13 protein-coding genes are annotated in these 16,696 nt (G+C 66.1%); 5 read left to right on the top strand and 8 right to left on the bottom strand.

Translation table 11 applies throughout. The features are described from left to right. Window positions 1-89: 89 nt before the first annotated feature. Complete coding sequence (locus GGD63_RS27710; RefSeq protein ID WP_183246535.1) at window positions 90-1,559, top strand: amidase; 1,470 nt, start codon at window positions 90-92, stop codon at window positions 1,557-1,559. A 121-nt stretch (window positions 1,560-1,680) separates the two neighbouring features. Here GGD63_RS27710 and GGD63_RS27705 read toward each other — a convergent pair whose 3' ends face one another. Continuing rightward, entirely contained in the window at window positions 1,681-1,998 is a 318-nt protein-coding gene (locus GGD63_RS27705; protein WP_183246533.1) for a hypothetical protein, read from the bottom strand. Window positions 1,999-2,134: 136 nt separating this feature from the next. On the opposite strand from GGD63_RS27705, the gene GGD63_RS27700 reads away from it, so the two are divergent. Together GGD63_RS27700 and GGD63_RS27695 are read left to right on the top strand one after the other, a co-directional pair. Continuing rightward, window positions 2,135-3,043, top strand: coding sequence for a PaaI family thioesterase (locus GGD63_RS27700; protein ID WP_183246531.1), 909 nt, complete (start codon window positions 2,135-2,137; stop codon window positions 3,041-3,043). Window positions 3,044-3,111: 68 nt separating this feature from the next. Next, window positions 3,112-3,477, top strand: a complete 366-nt coding sequence (locus GGD63_RS27695; protein WP_183246528.1) for a hypothetical protein — start codon at window positions 3,112-3,114, stop codon at window positions 3,475-3,477. Here the strand turns inward: GGD63_RS27695 and poxB are convergent. The 3 genes from poxB to GGD63_RS27680 form a co-directional block, all read right to left on the bottom strand. Next, complete coding sequence (gene poxB / locus GGD63_RS27690; protein ID WP_183246525.1) at window positions 3,474-5,210, bottom strand: ubiquinone-dependent pyruvate dehydrogenase; 1,737 nt, start codon at window positions 5,208-5,210, stop codon at window positions 3,474-3,476. The genes GGD63_RS27695 and poxB overlap by 4 nt on opposite strands. A 109-nt stretch (window positions 5,211-5,319) precedes the next feature. Further along, a complete protein-coding gene (locus GGD63_RS27685) occupies window positions 5,320-5,952 on the bottom strand; it encodes a 2-dehydro-3-deoxy-6-phosphogalactonate aldolase (protein ID WP_183246524.1) in 633 nt (210 codons plus the stop codon). A 13-nt stretch (window positions 5,953-5,965) separates the two neighbouring features. Further along, the gene (locus GGD63_RS27680; protein WP_183246522.1) at window positions 5,966-6,880 is read right to left on the bottom strand and encodes a 2-dehydro-3-deoxygalactonokinase; all 915 of its coding nucleotides are present in this window, start codon (window positions 6,878-6,880) and stop codon (window positions 5,966-5,968) included. A 211-nt stretch (window positions 6,881-7,091) separates the two neighbouring features. Between GGD63_RS27680 and GGD63_RS27675 the strand changes: the two genes are divergently transcribed. Continuing rightward, entirely contained in the window at window positions 7,092-8,189 is a 1,098-nt protein-coding gene (locus GGD63_RS27675) for an LLM class flavin-dependent oxidoreductase (RefSeq protein ID WP_183246520.1), read from the top strand. 115 nt (window positions 8,190-8,304) lie between these two features. Further along, complete coding sequence (locus GGD63_RS27670; RefSeq protein ID WP_183246518.1) at window positions 8,305-8,859, top strand: flavin reductase family protein; 555 nt, start codon at window positions 8,305-8,307, stop codon at window positions 8,857-8,859. Between the two features lies 1 nt (window position 8,860). Here the strand turns inward: GGD63_RS27670 and GGD63_RS27665 are convergent, their stop codons facing one another. From GGD63_RS27665 to GGD63_RS27650, 4 genes are all read right to left on the bottom strand, one after another. Beyond that, window positions 8,861-10,282, bottom strand: coding sequence for an FAD-binding protein (locus GGD63_RS27665; protein WP_183246516.1), 1,422 nt, complete (start codon window positions 10,280-10,282; stop codon window positions 8,861-8,863). Between the two features lie 136 nt (window positions 10,283-10,418). Then, window positions 10,419-11,306 (bottom strand): LysR family transcriptional regulator, encoded by an 888-nt coding sequence (locus tag GGD63_RS27660; protein ID WP_183246514.1) that lies wholly within the window; start codon window positions 11,304-11,306, stop codon window positions 10,419-10,421. 129 nt (window positions 11,307-11,435) lie between these two features. Continuing rightward, window positions 11,436-13,298, bottom strand: coding sequence for a sigma-54-dependent Fis family transcriptional regulator (locus tag GGD63_RS27655; RefSeq protein ID WP_183246512.1), 1,863 nt, complete (start codon window positions 13,296-13,298; stop codon window positions 11,436-11,438). 95 nt (window positions 13,299-13,393) lie between these two features. Beyond that, window positions 13,394-16,696, bottom strand: a complete 3,303-nt coding sequence (locus GGD63_RS27650; RefSeq protein ID WP_183246510.1) for a carboxyl transferase domain-containing protein — start codon at window positions 16,694-16,696, stop codon at window positions 13,394-13,396.

Raw genomic sequence — 16,696 nt, 5'->3', positions numbered from 1 at the left:
CGCAACCCTGCCCCTCGCGCCGGCTCAGTTGATTCACGCGGGCCATTGCGAAAAAGGTGGCGCCGCTACCCAAAGGGGATTTTGACTTCATGACTTTGCCGATGAGCTGGAATGAATGGACGCAGCACGATGGCGTGGCGCTGGCGGCCCGCGTCCGCAAGGGCGAGCTGACGGCGAAGGAATTGGCCCGCCAGGCCGCCGCCGGCGTCGCCAAGGTCAATCCGGCACTGTCGGGCGTGGTCGAGCTGTTCGAGGACGTGATCGCCGATCCCGCCAAGGACGGCGCCAATCTCGCAGGTCCGTTCGCCGGCCTGCCCTTCCTGATGAAGGATCTGGGACCGACCATGAAGGGCCGGCTCCAGGAGATGGGCTCGCTGCTGATGCGCGGCAATCGCGCCGCGGCCGACACGTTCCTCACCGGTAAATTCCGCCAGGCGGGGCTCAACCTGATCGGCCGCACCACGACGCCGGAATTCGGCGTGTGCTCTTCGGCCGACAATCCCGCCGTCTACGTCACCCGCAATCCCTGGAATACCGATTACACCACCTGCGGCTCATCAGCAGGCAGCGCCGCGATGGTCGCCGCGGGCGTGGTGCCGATCGCGCATGCGACCGACGGCGGCGGCTCGATCCGCATTCCCGCCGGCGTCAACGGTAATATCGGACTGAAGGTCTCGCGCGGCGTATTCTCGCTGGCGCCGCATATGTCGGACCTCACCGGCCTCGTCTCGATCCAGGGCTGCCAGTCGCGCTCGGTGCGCGATACCGCCGCTTTCGTCGATCATGCGCGCGGGCCCGCGCCCGGCGAGTTCATGCCGTTCTGGACCACGGCGCAGCCGTATTCGGAAATGATCAAGCGCGATCCCGGCAAGCTGCGCATCGCGCTGTCGCACACATGGGGCGATTACATCGCGACGCCCGAGATCGCCACTGAACTGGAGAAGACCGGCCGTTTCCTCGAAGCCCTCGGCCATCACGTCGACTACGCGCTGCCCGAGCTCGACTTCCGCGCCGCGTTCGCAGCGCAGACCACCTGCTACATCTCGAATTTCGCCGTGGTGATCTCCAACATGCTCGCTGCGCGCGGGTTGGAAAAGCCGCCGGAAGATCTGATCGAGCCCATGAACATCCGGATCTGGGAGGCCGGGCGCCACACCAGCTTCGCCGAGCGAGCGAAGATGCAAGCCGTGTTCAACACGACGTCACGCGGCTTCGGCGCGTTCTTCGAACAATGGGACGTGATCCTGACGCCGATCACGGCACTGCCGACGCCGAAGGTCGGCACCAGGGAATATCTCACCATCTCCGACAATCCCGACGTGCTCGACTGGTTCGGCAACCTCTGGCGCTTCTTCGCCTTCACGCCGCTCGCCAATCTCTGCGGCATGCCCGCAATCTCGATGCCGATGGCAACGCAGGATCACGGCCTGCCGCTCGGCATCCAGGCGATCGCCAAGCAGGCCAATGACGGCCTGTTGCTGCAGCTCGCCGCCCAGATCGAGCGTGCGCTCGACGGCAAGTGGAACGGCGGCAAGAAGCCGAAGGTGCATGTGAGCTGAGGCGAAGCTACTCGCCTTCGACAAGCATCCACGTCCGTGCAGCCATCCTTCCAGATGCCCGCCGTTGGCGGGCCCTCAGGATGAGGTCTCGTTTCGTGGCGAGACCTCCAAAATGTCGATCTCAGTTCTTCACCGCCGGAATATCCTCCGCCGGCTGCTGCTGGCCCTGCTTGTACATCGCCAGCGCCTTGTCGAGCGCTTCGCGCAGCGCCAGCGCCGCGGCGACGCTGCAGCGTAAGTGCGCGGTCTGGACCACGTCGACCCTGACGGCGGCACCGACCGGCATCAACAGGTTCGCGGCGAGCTCGATCTGGATCGCGCCGTTGTGATGGCCGAAGCAGGAGGCGCCGTCGAAATAGATGATCGGCGCCCGCTCCGAGCTGGAGCTCGAAATTGTGACGGGCCCCTGATTGGTGGCGGGCGTTTCGGGGTCGGCCATGGGCGCTCCTTGCAGTTCGTCGACGAACGAAGCGCCCACCATCGGCGCTTCGGCGCGCCCTGTCGAGGCCAATCCGCCCCGTGCGGGGCCCATTCGGGGTTTTGCGCGAGGCCCGACACTGGTCTAGAACGTGCCCATGAGCACCACACCGACCACGCTTGCCTTCGAGGAACTCGCCGAGGCGATCAAGGGGCGACGTTCCGACTACGGCCATATCAGCGGGCTCCAGCTCGACCGCTTCGCGCCCGCCGAGGCCTGGTCGAGCCTGCCCTACCGTCCCGTCTTCGTCGGCGACACCGAGACCGGCGTTCTGCATGGCGGCGTCGTCACTGCGATGCTGGACGAGAGCTGCGGCATGGCGGTGCAACTTGCGCTCGACGGCACGCGCGCGATCGCAACCCTCGATCTGCGCATCGACTACCAGAAGCCGGCGACGCCCGGCCTCGATATCAAGGCGCATTCGGTCTGTTATCGCACCACGCGCTCGATCGCCTTCGTGCGCTCCACCGCCTATCAGGAATCCGAGGACGATCCGGTCGCGACCGCGACGGCCTGCTTCATGATCGGCGCCAACCGCACCAACATGCTCGCCGACCGCCGGATGGATGCACGCAGCATTCCGACGCTGGAGGCGCCGGAGGATCTGGATGGTCCATTTGCGCACAGCCCGTTCGCCCGCGCTCTCGGCATCCGCGTCAACGACGACGGCACGCTGACCATGCCGTTCTCGCCAAAGATCATCGGCAATCCGATCCTGCCCGCGATCCATGGCGGCATGACCGGCGCCTTCCTCGAAACCACGGCGATCATCGGGGTCGCGCGCGAGCTCGGCGCCGCCGCGCCGCCCAAGCCGATCGGACTCACTGTCAACTACCTACGCTCCGGCCGCGCGCTCGATACCTTTGCCAACGTCTCGATCGTGAAGCAGGGCCGCCGCATCGTCGCGTTCGAGGCGCGCGCCTGGCAGGACGATGCGGACAAGCCGATCGCCACCGCCTTCGGCCATTTCATGCTGCGGCCGACGCCGGGAAGTGATGAGGAATAGGCGCATTTTGCTTGACGACCGGGGCCCCCGGCCACAACGATAGCGCGTTTCCCGCGAGAGGTATTGGGTTGCGGCATCCGATCGACATCGTCGCCATGTTCGCTGCGATCTGGCTGCTCGCCGCGATGGTGCTCGACGCGGTGACGCCGAAAGAGCTGACGGCGATCATGATCGCCATCGCCATCGGGCCAGCCATCGTCATCACCGCCGTGTTTTACTATCTGCGCTGCCCGCGCACGGATTTCGCGGTGATCTTCGCGGCACTCTGGCTAATCTCGGACATTGCCATCGCCTTCATCTCGCCAAAGGAGCTGCCGCATTTCCTGATCGCGATCGGCTTCGTCCCGGCCCTGCTCATCGGCATCGTGCTGCAATGGCAGCGCTTCCAGCGACGTCATGAACGGCTGCCGGTGCCGTCGGCGAAGCGGGGCTAGCGCGACAGGAGATTCGTCTTCGCGAGATCGAGCACCTCGTCGCCGCGGCCGTTCATCACGGCGCGCAGCACCCAGAGGCTAAAACCCTTGATCTGCTCGGGCGTGATGGTCGGCGGCATCGACAGCTCCTGCTTGGCGGTGACGACGTCGAGCAGTGCCGGCCCGTTGTGTGCCAGCATCTCCTTCATCGCGCCCGGCAGCTCGCCGGGATCCTCGACGCGCTTCGCAAAGATGCCCATCGCGCGGGCCATCGCCGCGAAATCAGGATTCTCCAGATCGACATTGGTGTCGACGAAGCCGGCCGCCTTCATCTCGAGCGCGACGAAGCCGAGCACGCCATTGTTGAAGACCACGACTTTCACCGGCAGCTTCATCTGCGTCAGCGTGATCAGATCGCCCATCAGCATGGTGAAGCCGCCGTCGCCCGACAGCGAGATCACCTGGCGGCCCGGCTGGGCGGCCTGCGCGCCGATCGCCTGCGGCATGGCATTGGCCATCGAGCCGTGCACGAAGGAGCCGATCAGCCGGCGCCGGCCGTTCATGTCGAGATAGCGCGCGGCCCACACCGTCGGCGTGCCGACATCGGCGGTGAACACGGCATCGTCGGAAGCGTGGTCGCTGATGACCTTCGCCAGATATTGCGGATGGATCGGCTTGCTGCCCGGCGTACCCTTGGCGAGGGAGTCGAGGCCTTCGCGCGCCTTCTTGTAGTGGGCGATGGCATCGTCGAGATGCCGGCGCTGCGTCTTCGCTTTCAGCAGCGGCAGCAGCGCCTCGATCGTCAGCTTGACGTCGCCGACTAGGCCGAGGTCGATCTTGCAGCGCCGCCCGAGATTTTCCGGCCGGATGTCGATCTGTGCGATCTGCGCATCGGTCGGGAAGAATTGCTTGTAGGGAAAATCGGTGCCGAGCATCACCAGCGCGTCGCAGGCATGCATGGCGGCGTAGCCCGAGGAGAAACCGATGAAGCCGGTCATGCCGACGTCGTAAGGATTGTCGTATTCGACGTGCTCCTTGCCGCCGAGCGCGTGCACGATCGGACTCTTCAGCGCTTCGGCCAGCTGCATCAGCGGCGCGTGCGCGCCGGCGCAGCCGCGACCGCAGAACAGCGTGATGCGCTCGGCGCCGTTCAGGAGATCGGCCAGCGCCTTCAGCTCATCTGCCGGTGGCACGACTTTCGGTGCCGCCAGCGCAAGCCCGCGCGCCGTCGAGAGCGCACGCTTCGGCGGACTGCGGAATGCGACATCGCCGGGCATGGCGACTACCGCGACGCCGCGCAGGCCCACCGCGGCGCGGATGGCATTCTCAAGCACGTAGGGAAGCTGGCTCGCGTCCGAGACCAGCTCGCAATAATGGCTGCATTCGAGGAACAGGTTCTGCGGGTGGGTTTCCTGGAAATAGCCGCCGCCGATCTCGGCGGTCGGAATTTGTGCCGCGATCGCCAGCACGGGAACGCGGCTGCGATGCGCGTCGAACAGGCCGTTGATCAGATGTAGATTGCCGGGACCACAGGATCCCGCGCACACCGCAAGGCTTCCGGTCATCTCGGCTTCACCGGCGGCCGCGAAAGCTGCGACCTCCTCGTGACGAACATGGATCCATTCGATGCTGCCGCGGCGACGCAGCGCCTCGGTCAGAGCGTTCAGGCTGTCGCCGACGATGCCATAGATGCGCTTGACGCCGGCCTGTTCGAGCGTTGCCACGAACAGATCGGCCACGTTGTTGATCGCCATGTCGGTCTCCTGCTGCGCCGGTCGCATGTCTACGATGCCAAAGCATCAGCATCGCGACACAATGCGGCACAATAAGCGACGGCAGGATCACGGCTAGTTCATTGCGGCATCAGTCTTTCGCAATCGCCCGATCGTAGGCGGTGATCGTCGCCTTTGCGCGCGCTGCGACATCGGCTGCACTCATGCCGGGCTTGTAGAGGCTGGAGCCGAGCCCGAACGCCGTTACACCACCCTTGATGTACTCGGCAAAGTTCTGGTCGGACACGCCGCCGACGGCGGCGATCATCACGCCGGCCGGCAGCACGGCGCGGATCGCGGCGATGCCGGAGGCGCCGAGCACACTCGCCGGAAAGAATTTCAGGCCTGATGCGCCGGAGCGCGCCGCGAGCAGCGCCTCGGTCGGCGAGAACACGCCCGGCAACGTCACCATGCCGTGCTGGTGCGCGCGTGCCAGCACCTCGGTGTCGACATTCGGCGAGACCATCAGCTTGCCGCCGACATCGTTGAGACGATCCACGTCTGCGGCGGTCAGCACCGTCCCGGCGCCGATCAGCACGCCCGCGGGCGCGAGCTTCACGGCAAGCCCGATCGAGCGGAACGGATCGGGTGAATTCAGGGGGATCTCGATCGCGGTCATGCCGGCCTCGATCAGCACGCCGACGATCGCCTCAGTCTCCTCGGGCTTGACGCCGCGGAGGATCGCGACCAGCGGACGCTGCATCGGCGGAAAGGCAACGCTCATCTCAAAAGTCCTTCTATTTCGTCCAGATCGCGGCGGCCGCCATCGACAGGCCACAGCGGGCCGCTTCATCCGCATCGATCGGCTGCACGGTGACCGACAGCGCATCGAAGGCGTGCCGGTACAGCGTTGCGAGCCGGCCCGACGCAATCAGTGTGACACCCGCTGCCGGCAACGCGCCGGAGAGACCAGCCGCGAGCTCGGTGCCGATCAACGTCCCCGATAGCGTCTCGCGCGCAGCGGCCGGCGTGCCGCCGAACAGCAGCTGCCGCGCGCGCACACCGAAGAGGAGATTGGCGGCGAAGGCCGGTGCTTCATACGCGGCTTTCACAGCCGTCTTGAAGCTCACGACGTCCTCAGCGTCGTCGGCATTGGCAATCGCGAGCGACAAGATCGTCTCGCGCGAGACCACGCTGAAGAGCTCGCCGGTCATGAAGGTGGAGAAGCGCTCGACCGTGCCGTCCTTCACGCGCACCCATTTCGAATGCGTTCCGGGCATGCAGACCAGCGCTTCGCCGGCCGCATCGAGGCCGAGCGCGCCGAGCAACTGCGTTTCCTCGCCGCGCATCACGTCCGGCGCGTTTGCGTCGCGCTGGGCGATGCCAGGCAGGATGCGGATGTCCCGCGCTTCGCCCGGCACGCGCGCGGCCTGCTTGAGGATGGCGGCGAGCGGGGCGGGGGTGTCGACATAGCCGGCTTCGATCCAGCCGGTCTTGGCGCCGGCCATGCCGCAGACGAGAACCGGCAGATGCGCGGGCGCCTCGACGGCGGCAAGATGCGCTTGCAGCACGGCGGCAAAGCCGGTCTTCGCCGCGGCCAGCATGCCCTCGCCGCTGCGGCGCTCCGCCAGCACCTGGCCGGCACGATCGACCAGCCAGAGCCGGAAGCTGCTGGTGCCCCAGTCCACCGCGACATAGGCGGGTTCGATCATCGTATCCTCGTCTCACCGGCAAGACGCCGTCTCGCGACAATGAGACGATGTCCAGCAAATCTGCCCCGGGATATCGGCTATTGCCGCGCCAAACCAGCCTTTTCTCGCAGGTCTGAGGTGCGATGCGCGCTGGCACACCGCTTGCTGAAGCATCTCCACTCACATCCGTGAACCGCGCAGCAAGACGCGTCAACCTCAGGAGAGGAAACCCATGGAGATCGGCTATTTCACGATGCCTTCGCATCCGCCGGAGTGCGGCCTGAAGGAAGGGAACGACTGGGACCTGCAGGTCATGCGCTGGCTCGACGAGCTCGGCTATCAGGAGGCCTGGGTCGGCGAGCACCACACCGCCCCCTGGGAACCCAATCCCACCCCGGACCTCCTGATCGCGCAGGCGTTGATGCAGACCAAGAAGCTTCGCATCGGGCCGGGCGGCTTCCTCTTGCCCTATCATCACCCGGCCGAGCTCGCCAACCGCGTCGCGATGCTCGACCATCTCTCCGAAGGCCGGCTCAATTTCGGTGTCGCGGCTAGCGGCTTGCCGAGCGACTGGGCGATGTTCAACGTCGATGGCATGAGCGGACAGAACCGCGACATGACGCGCGAGGCGCTGGAGATCATCCTGAAGCTGTGGTCCGATCCCGCGCCCTTCACCTACAAGGGCAAGTTCTGGACGGTGACCAAGCCGGACACGATGTTCGACTTCCTCAAGCCCCACATCAAGCCGCTGCAGGCGCCGCATCCGCCGATCGGCGTTGCGGGGCTGTCGAAGAACTCGGACACCTTGAAGCTTGCCGGCGAGCGCGGCTTCATCCCGATGAGCCTCAACCTCAACCCGGCCTATGTCTCCAGCCATTGGGATTCTGTCGAGATCGGTGCGGCCAAGACCGGGCGCAAGCCGAACCGGCAGGACTGGCGGCTGGTGCGCGAGGTGTTCGTCGCCGACACTGATGAGGAGGCCTGGAAGCTCTCGACCGGCGACATGATGGGCCGCATGATGCATGAGTACTTCCTGCCGCTGCTCGGTCATTTCGGTTTCAAGGATTATCTGAAGCACGCCCCTGATGTGCCCGACAGCGACGTCACGGTCGAATATTGCGCCAGGCGGAACTGGATCGTCGGCTCGCCCGCGACCGTCGCCGAGAAGATCGAGAAGATCTACGACGAGGTCGGCGGCTTCGGCGTGCTGCTGGTGTTCGGCTTCGACTACAAGCACAAGGCCGAGGCCTGGCATCACTCGCTCTCGCTGCTCAAGAACGAGGTGATGCCGCGCCTGACGCATCTCGGCTCCGCGCGCAAGGCGGCTTGACCCGAGCTTGATCCGGAAAAGTGCGCAGCGGTTTTCCGAGGAGATCATGCTATACTCCTAGCGCCGGGTGCGGCGCGATCGTGCCGCACCCGCATTCATTTGGGAGATTTTCCGCGTGTCGGTGGACGCAAAGGATTTCAAGCAGGCGATGCGCCAATGCGCCGGCGCTGTGGCGCTGGTCACGGTCGGCGCCGAGCACGGCAAGCGCACAGGGCTCACTGTCACGTCGGCCTGCTCGCTATCGGACTCACCGCCCTCGCTGATCGTCTGCGTCAACCGCAATGCCAGCGCCCATGCGCGCATCCGCGAGGAAGGCGCGTTCGCAATCAACTTCCTGCACGAGGACCACGCGATGCTGGCGCTCACCTTCAGCGGCCAGAAGGGCGTCAATGGCGATGATCGGTTTGCGTTCGGGCAATGGACGCGCGGCGTGACCGGCTCGCCGGTGCTGACGGATGCGGTGGCGGCATTCGACTGCGTGCTGGCGCAGGAGTTCGAGACCAAGACGCATTCGATCTTCGTCGGCGAGGTCCGTGGCGTCTCGCATGCGGATGCGGCCAAGCCGCTGGTCTATCTGCGCGGCAATTTTCACACGCCTCACGAGATTCGCGAGACGGTTGCGCTCGGCGACCTTGATGCGCGGCATCTGAGCTGGACGGATTTTTCCTGATCTAGAATAGATCATATCCTGGCGTGAGGATGCCGGCCGGATCGTGACGGCGCCTGGCTTCGCGCAGCAGTGGCCATCGCGGGCCGAAATGATCCGCCCAATCCTGTGACGACATGCCAAGCGCGCTTACCGGGTACAGCATGCCGCCGGCGCTGCGAATGTGATCGTAAACACAGCGATTGCGCGCGACCTGCCGGTCAGCGTTCTCCTTGTCCGCAGAGGATGGGATGCGGATGAGATTGAACGGAAACACGATGCGTTCGTCGGGTAGCCGAAGCAGGGGCGTGCGGCAGCTGTCCGTGAACATCGGATAGTAAGTGATCCGCCCGAACGGACCGAGATCATCGCTGTTCAACCCGGCAATGACCTCGCTCGCGATCTCGAGCGCGTTGCTGCCGCGCAAATAGCTCAGCAGCCAGGGATGCGGATTGAACCACTGGCCGTTCGATCGCAACAGCTTCTCGAGCTTGGCGAATGCGTTGGCGTCGTCACCGAAGGCAAGGTCCGAGACGGTCTCGTGCTTGTCAGCCAGACCTGCAAGCAGGGTCTTGTCGTCAGGGGCACTGCTGCTGTCGTAGAAGACACCAGCCTCCAGCTGGTAGCGCCAGCCGCCGGCGCCGTCGGGCACGACAGCGCCCTGCAACTGGTCGAAGCGCGCCTCGTCGAGCGCGCGCCGCTGATCCGCGGTCAGTGACGCAAGATCGGGATAGGACAGCAGATAACGCCGGACACGTTCGGGCGCGCGCATCAATCGCAGCGTTGCCCGGGTGATGATCGCACATTGCGCCAGCCCGGCGCGAACGGCGTCGAACAGTTCGGCATGCGCGCTTCGCGAGCAGGTCAGCTCCACGCCTTCGCCGGTGACGATATCGAGTTCCAGAACCTGGTCGGTCTGGAGCCCGTGCCGGGACGACGACCCGCCAATTCCGCCGACGGCAAGCGTGCCGCCAACGGACAGGCCGAGGTAGTTGGTCAGCACCGGTGGCGCGAGCCCTTTGGCCAGCGTTGCCTCCAGCAGCGCGTGCCAGATCGCGCCGGCATCGACCACAACACGGTCGGGCTCGATCCGATGGATCACCGTGAGTGCGCTGAGGTCCATCACGATGCCGTCTCCGGCCATGGCCCGGCCGTAGGTGGCATGCCCCTGCCCGCGCGCGGCAACCTTGAGCCCCTGTTCGCGCGCCCAGCGCAGGATGTCGGCGATCTCGGCACTCGAGCTGGGTTTGCAGACGGCCCGCGGCGGCCTCTGAATGATGTGGCCAAAATCCTGCGCGGCCGCAGCGCAAGACTCCGCGTCATCCGCGAGCAATAGCTTCGGCGGCCGTGGATCACGCGCGCCCGACTGTCCGGCAAGGGAGGCGGATGCCAGCGTCGCGGTCACGCTGACGCCTGCGTGCAAGAGTGTCCGTCGATTGGGTGTCATGGTGCAGTCCTCTGCGCCCTCGCCGGGCGGATGGGCCCCTGCGCTTCAAGCTGCGATCGACTGCTCGCCGGGACAACCGGCGCATCGCGGGATAGACATTTCCGCCAATCGAGAGAATGCGTTCCCGCGTGTCGGCTCAAAGCCGTTCGTGCTTCAATCTCTCTGCCAGCAGGTCAACGAAGAGGTGCGTCTTGGCCGGCGGTATCGCGCTCGGCGGAAACACAGCGCGCACGGGCGTTCGCGGTGCCTCGAACGCCTCCAACACAATTTCGAGCGCGCCCTGATCGACGAGATCGCGTATCTGCCAGAACGGGCCATATCCGACACCGAGGCCATGACGAGCGGCGGCATGCGCAGCCGTCATATTGTCGGTGTGAAAGCGGCCGTTCACCTGCATGGTCACCGCGCTGCCGTCGATCTGAAAGCGCCATGTGTCCACTTCGCCGCGACCGGTCCTGCGCAGGATGCATTGATGCCTGGCGAGATCGTTCGGATGATGCGGGTGGCCATGACGCGCGAAATAGTCGGGCGCGCCGTAGACAACCGTGCGCAGCTCGCCGAGCCGCCGGGTCTTCAGCGACGAGTCCGGCAATTCCCTGATCCGCACGGCGAGATCAAAGCCATCGCCGACGACATCGACCGGCCGGTCGGACATGTTGACGTCGACTTCGATCTGCGGGAAGCGCGCCATGAACTCGGCGATCGCGGGCACCACATGGGTCGATCCGAACAGGACCGGTGCTGCGACCTTGAGCAGTCCCGACGGCTCGACGCGCCGGTTTGCAGCCTCGAGCCGCGCTTCGGTGATTTCCGCAAAGGCCGGCTTGACGCGGCGATAGAACGCCAGTCCCGCTTCGGTCGCCACCGATTGCCGCGTGGTCCGCCGCACCAGTTCCACGCCGACGCTCTGTTCCAGCGCGGCCAGCGCGCGGTTCACCGATTGCAGCGACCGGCCCAATTGCCGCGCGGCGGCGGTCTGGCTGCCGGCCTCGACGACAGCCAGGAAGACTTCGATCTCCTCCATCGCGTGTGCTCCTCTTGCTCCGCCGGAAATGTATGTTCGCGATGGCGCAGTTGCCGCCCTGGCATCGATCCGCGAGAGTCGATCAAGAGTCGGGCAGCGTCCGGGTTCCAGCAGAGACCCGCGAGCTCGCTAGAGCGAGATCTTCAATTGCTTGATCTTGCGATAGAGCGTGGCGCGACTGAGTTTCAGCGCGCGCGCTGCCTCGGTGACGCGGCCACTGTGCTTGCGCAGGGCCTCGACAATGGCCGCGCGCTCGGCCGCTTCGATATCTGGCTCCGCGGCCCGCCCACCAAACGGTGGCAGATCGAGATCGGCATCGGTGATCACGCCGCTCTCCGCCGTGCACCCCGCGAGCCTCAGCACATGGCGGAGCTGGCGCATGTTGCCGGGATAGGGATAGGCCGCGAGCTGCGACCAGGCTTGGTCCGAGAGCCGGCAGTTCGGCGCCTCCTCGCGCGCGATCTGGCGGATGATGTCGTCGCGGTCGGCACGCTCGCGCAACGCAGGCAGGTGCACCTCCATGCCGCGCAGGCGGAAATAGAGGTCGGCGCGGAAGGCGCCCTCTTCCGCCATGCGGCCGAGATCGCGGTGGGTGGCGCTGATCAGGCGAATGTCGACGGCGACAGGCTTGAGCGCGCCGAGCGGCCAGACCTCGCGGTTTTCCAGAACGCGCAGCAGGCGCGTCTGCAGCGCGATCGGCATGTCGCCGATCTCGTCGAGGAACAGCGTGCCGCCGTCGGCCTGCACGATCAGGCCCCTGGAGCCGTCGCGCCGCGCGCCGGTGAAGGCGCCGGCCTCGTAGCCGAACAGCTCGGCATCGATCAGGCTTTCCGGCATCGCTGCGCAGTTCAGCGCGACATAATTGTTGCGCGCGCGGCTGCTGGCGGCGTGGATGGCCCGCGCGAACACGTCCTTGCCGACACCGGTCTCGCCGTGCAGCAGCACCGGCAGATTGTGATCGCCGATGCTTCGGAGCCGCTTTACGCTTCTGATCAGGCCGGGATCGCGGCCGGCGAGCCGATGCAGCGCATCGAAACGGTCGGCGGGTACATCGCGGCGCGGCGCATGCGACTTTACGCGCAGCGGCGGCGCGACATGGCCCTGGCCCAGCGGACTGCCGTCGGCGCGGCGCAGCTCGACCATCTCATCCGCACCGCGCGCGGCATGATGATCGAACTTGATGTAGCGCGACAGATCGATGCCGGAGGCGATCAGGCCATCGGTGAGGCCGAGCAGCGCACGCGCCGAGCGGCAGGCGCCGACGATGCGGCGATCGTCGTCATAGGCGATGAGGCCGCGGCCGCCGTCACCGGGCACGGTCGCAATCCAGGCATTACGGAAATGGCCGCGGAAGATCGCGCCCTCCATCCGTCGCGTCGCCTCCATCGTCACCGCCAGCGCAAGCTGATGCGCGGTGCGCTCGATATCCTCGCGGCAGGAGGTGATGTTGACGGCACCGGCGAGCCGCCCGGCCTGGTCGAACAACGGCGCTACCGCACAGGAGAACATGTGCCACTGCGCACGGAAATGCTCGTCGCGATGCACCAGGATCGGCTTCTCCTCGGCAAGGGCAGTGCCGAGCCCATTGGTGCCCTCAAAGGTCTCGGCGAAGTTCGAGCCGGTGTAGATCTTCCAGTCCAGAAACATCTTCGCGTCGGCTTCGCCCGGCAGGCGGCTGAACAGCATGGTCGCGTTCGCATCCGCGAGATTGACGCAATAGCCGGCGTCGCGCAGCACGCGAGCGAGATCGTCGAGCTCGGGCGTGGCGAGCCTGATCGTCTCCTCCATGGGCTCGGCGACGTGGCGGATCTCGACCTCGGTCAGCGTCTGCGGCGGGCCCTGGCGGGCGGGATCGAGCTTGTGGCTGATCAGGCAGCGCCGCCAGGAATTGGCAATCCGCGAAGAGGCGTCGACGTCGGCCAAGCGGTCAGTAACCTGATTGGCGACGGACAAGACACGGGCGACATGGTTCGAGGCCGAAAGGCTGGCCATCGCGGACGTCTCCACCCTGTATTATTGTGCAAAGTCTGGCACCACAGGCGGGGATGTCAATCGGGAACCGGAACGCAGCTATTGCTGCACCGCCCTCACCACGTGTCGATACAGGGCCGCTTCTTCGCCGTCCGCGCAGGCGGCTTCGGCACGGACCGCAGGCCCGCCATGATCCAGCGCCGCGTCTCGGCGGGATCGATGACGTTATCGATCTCGAACACCGAGGCGATCGAGACCGCCTTGCCGTTGGCATAGAGCTCGGCGACCTTGTTGCGATAATAGGTCTCGCGCTCCTCGGGGTCGGCAATCGCCTCCATCTCCTTGCGGAAGCCGAGCCGGACATAGCCCTCCAGGCCCATGCCGCCGAACTCGCCGGTCGGCCAGGCCGCGGTGAAGAACGAGGCGTGGAAACCGCCGCCGATCATCGACTGCGCGCCCAGGCCATAGCCCTTGCGCAGCACGATGCCGAACAGCGGCACGGTGAGGCTCGCGCCGGTCACGAACATCCGCGAGACGTGGCGCACGATCGCGGTCTTCTCGGCCTCCGGACCGACCATGAAGCCGGGCGTGTCGCAGAGCGAGACGACGGGTAAGTCGAAAGCATCGCAGAGCTGGAGGAAGCGCGCGGCCTTGTCGCCGGCATCGGCATCGATGGCGCCGCCGAGATGGCGCGGGTTGTTGGCAATCAGGCCGAACGGTTTTCCTTCGATGCGGATCAGCGCCGTGATCATGCCGACGCCGTAGTCGCGGCGCAGCTCCAGCACGCTGTCCTTGTCTGCGACGAGATCGATCACGCTGCGGATGTCGTAGACGCGCAGGCGATTCTCGGGAATGGCGCGACGGAGCAGGCGCTGGTCGGCGGCTTCCCACTCCGTGACCGCGCCCTGGAAGTAGGACAGGTACTTCTGCGCGACGCGCGTCGCTTCCTCCTCGTCCTCGACCAGGATGTCGATGACGCCGTTCGGCGACTGGAACGAGACAGGGCCGACCTCGGCCGGGTGATAGACACCGAGCCCGCCGCCCTCGATCATGGCGGGGCCGCCCATGCCGATCGAGGCATTCTTGGTGGCGATGATGACGTCACAACAACCGAGCATCGCCGCGTTGCCAGCAAAGCAATAGCCGGAGACGACACCGATCACAGGCACGAGGCCGGAGAGCCTTGCGAATTGCACGAAGGACGGGCCGTCGAGGCCGGTCATGCCGAGCCGGTCGGTATCGCCGGGCCGGCCGCCGCCGCCCTCGGCGTAAAACACCAGCGGCACGCGCCAGTCTTCCGCCAGCGTCAGCATGCGGTCGATCTTCTTGTGGTTCATGTGGCCCTGCGTGCCCGCGAGCACGGTGTAGTCATAGGCCACGACAATGCAGCGCGCGCCTTCGGGTCCGAATTTCTCGGCATTGACGGTGGCGACGCCCATGACGAGGCCGTCGGCCGGCGTATTCTTGATGAGATCGTCGAGCTTGCGCCGGCGCCGCTGCGCCGCGATCGCGAGGCTGCCGTATTCCATGAACGAGCCGTCGTCGACGAGCTGGGCGACATTCTCGCGGGCGGTGCGCTGGTTGGTGTTGCGGCGGCGTTCGACCGAGGCAGGGCGATTTTCGTCGAGCGTGTTGGCCTGGCGCGCGATCAGCTCGGCAAGATCGGGACGGATGTGGTCGAGATCGACATCGGCCTCCGCCGCCGTGCTGTCGGCCGCGACGTCGAGCGGCTCCAGATACATGATCGGCTCGCCATGCATCAGCGTGACGCCGTCGCCGGCAACGAGCTTCATGACGCGGCCGCCCTGCTCGGCCATCACCAGATGCTCCATCTTCATGGATTCGATCACGGCGAGCTGCTGGCCGGGGCGGACGATCTCGCCTTGCTTCACCTGGATCGTGACGATCGTCCCCTGCAGGGGCGCCGCCACCATCACCGCACCTTCGGGCACGATCTGCGCGACATGCGCTTCCACGCCGTGACCGGAGTGCTCGGTCGCCGCAAAGTTGAGCGGCCTGGCCGCGCCGTCGGCGGCCTCGACGAGCTTTGCGATATTGCGATCGATGAAGTCGGTCGCAATACGGTTCGTCCTGAAATCGGGATGCGCCAGCACGGCCTGCAGGAATGCGACGTTGGTGACGACGCCGTCGATGCGGAACTCGCGCAGGGCGCGCGAGGCTTTGGCGACAACATCGTGCCAGGCCTCACCCGGTGTATGGACGATGACCTTTGCGAGCAGCGAGTCGAAGGCGGCGCTGGTCTTGTAGCCGGCATAGCCAAAGCTATCGACGCGCACGCCCGGCCCCGACGGCGGCTCGAACACGGCGAGCACGCCGCCGGTCGGATGGGTCGCGCCCGTCTCGTCCAGCGTTTCCATGTTGACCCGGAGCTGCATGGCATAGCCGCGCGGCCTCGGGATCGATGCTTGCGCGAGGTCGAGGGAAGCCAGCGACGCTCCTGCGGCGACCGCGAGCTGGGCGCGGACGAGGTCGAGGCCGAGCACCTCTTCCGTGACGGTGTGCTCGACCTGGAGCCGCGGGTTGGCCTCGATGAAGGCAAAGCTGTCCTCGGCCGTGCCGTCGACCAGGAATTCGAATGTGCCGAGATTGTCGTAAGACGCGGCCGTCGCCAGTTGCTTCGCCGCCTCGATGATGCGGCCGCGCAGGGGATCACTCAGCGACGGGCTGGGCGCGACCTCGACCAGCTTCTGGTGCCGGCGCTGGATGGTGCATTCGCGTTCCCAGAGATGGGAGATCGCGCCATGGCGGTCGCCGATGATCTGAACCTCGATGTGGCGCGCCTGCCGGATCAGCCGCTCGGCATAGACGCCGTCGAAGCCGAACGCGGCCTTGGCCTCGGACTGGCAGCGCGCATAGGCTTCCGCGAGATCGGACGCGTTCTCCACGACGCGCATGCCGCGGCCACCGCCGCCGGCCATGGCCTTGATCACGATCGCCGCATTGCTGCCGAGCGAAGCGAAGAACGCCGTGATCTCCTCGAGGCTCGACGGCCCGCTGGTGCCGGCGATGATCGGCACGCCGCAACGCTTTGCCAGTTGCCGGGCCGCGACCTTGTCGCCGAACAGTTCGAGCGCCGTCGCCTTCGGCCCGACGAAGACAATGCCGGTGTCAGCGCAGGCCTTTGCGAATGCCGCATTCTCGCTCAGGAACCCATAGCCGGGATGCACGGCATCGCAGCCGGCCGCCCTCGCCGCCTTCACCACGGCTTCGATGTCGAGATAGGCCCGCGCGCCGCGGCCGGGAATTTCGACCGCCTCGTCGGCAACACGGACATGCAACGACAGCGCGTCGTCGGCCGAGTGGATCGCGACCGTCGCGATGCCGGCGTCAGCCGCTGCGCGCGCGATGCGGATGGCGATCTCGCCGCGGTTGGCGATCAGAAGCTTTTTTAACGACAT

The sequence above is a fragment of the Bradyrhizobium sp. cir1 genome (assembly GCF_014198245.1).
Lineage (GTDB): Bacteria > Pseudomonadota > Alphaproteobacteria > Rhizobiales > Xanthobacteraceae > Bradyrhizobium.
This window is presented reverse-complemented; position numbering and strand designations above follow the sequence as displayed.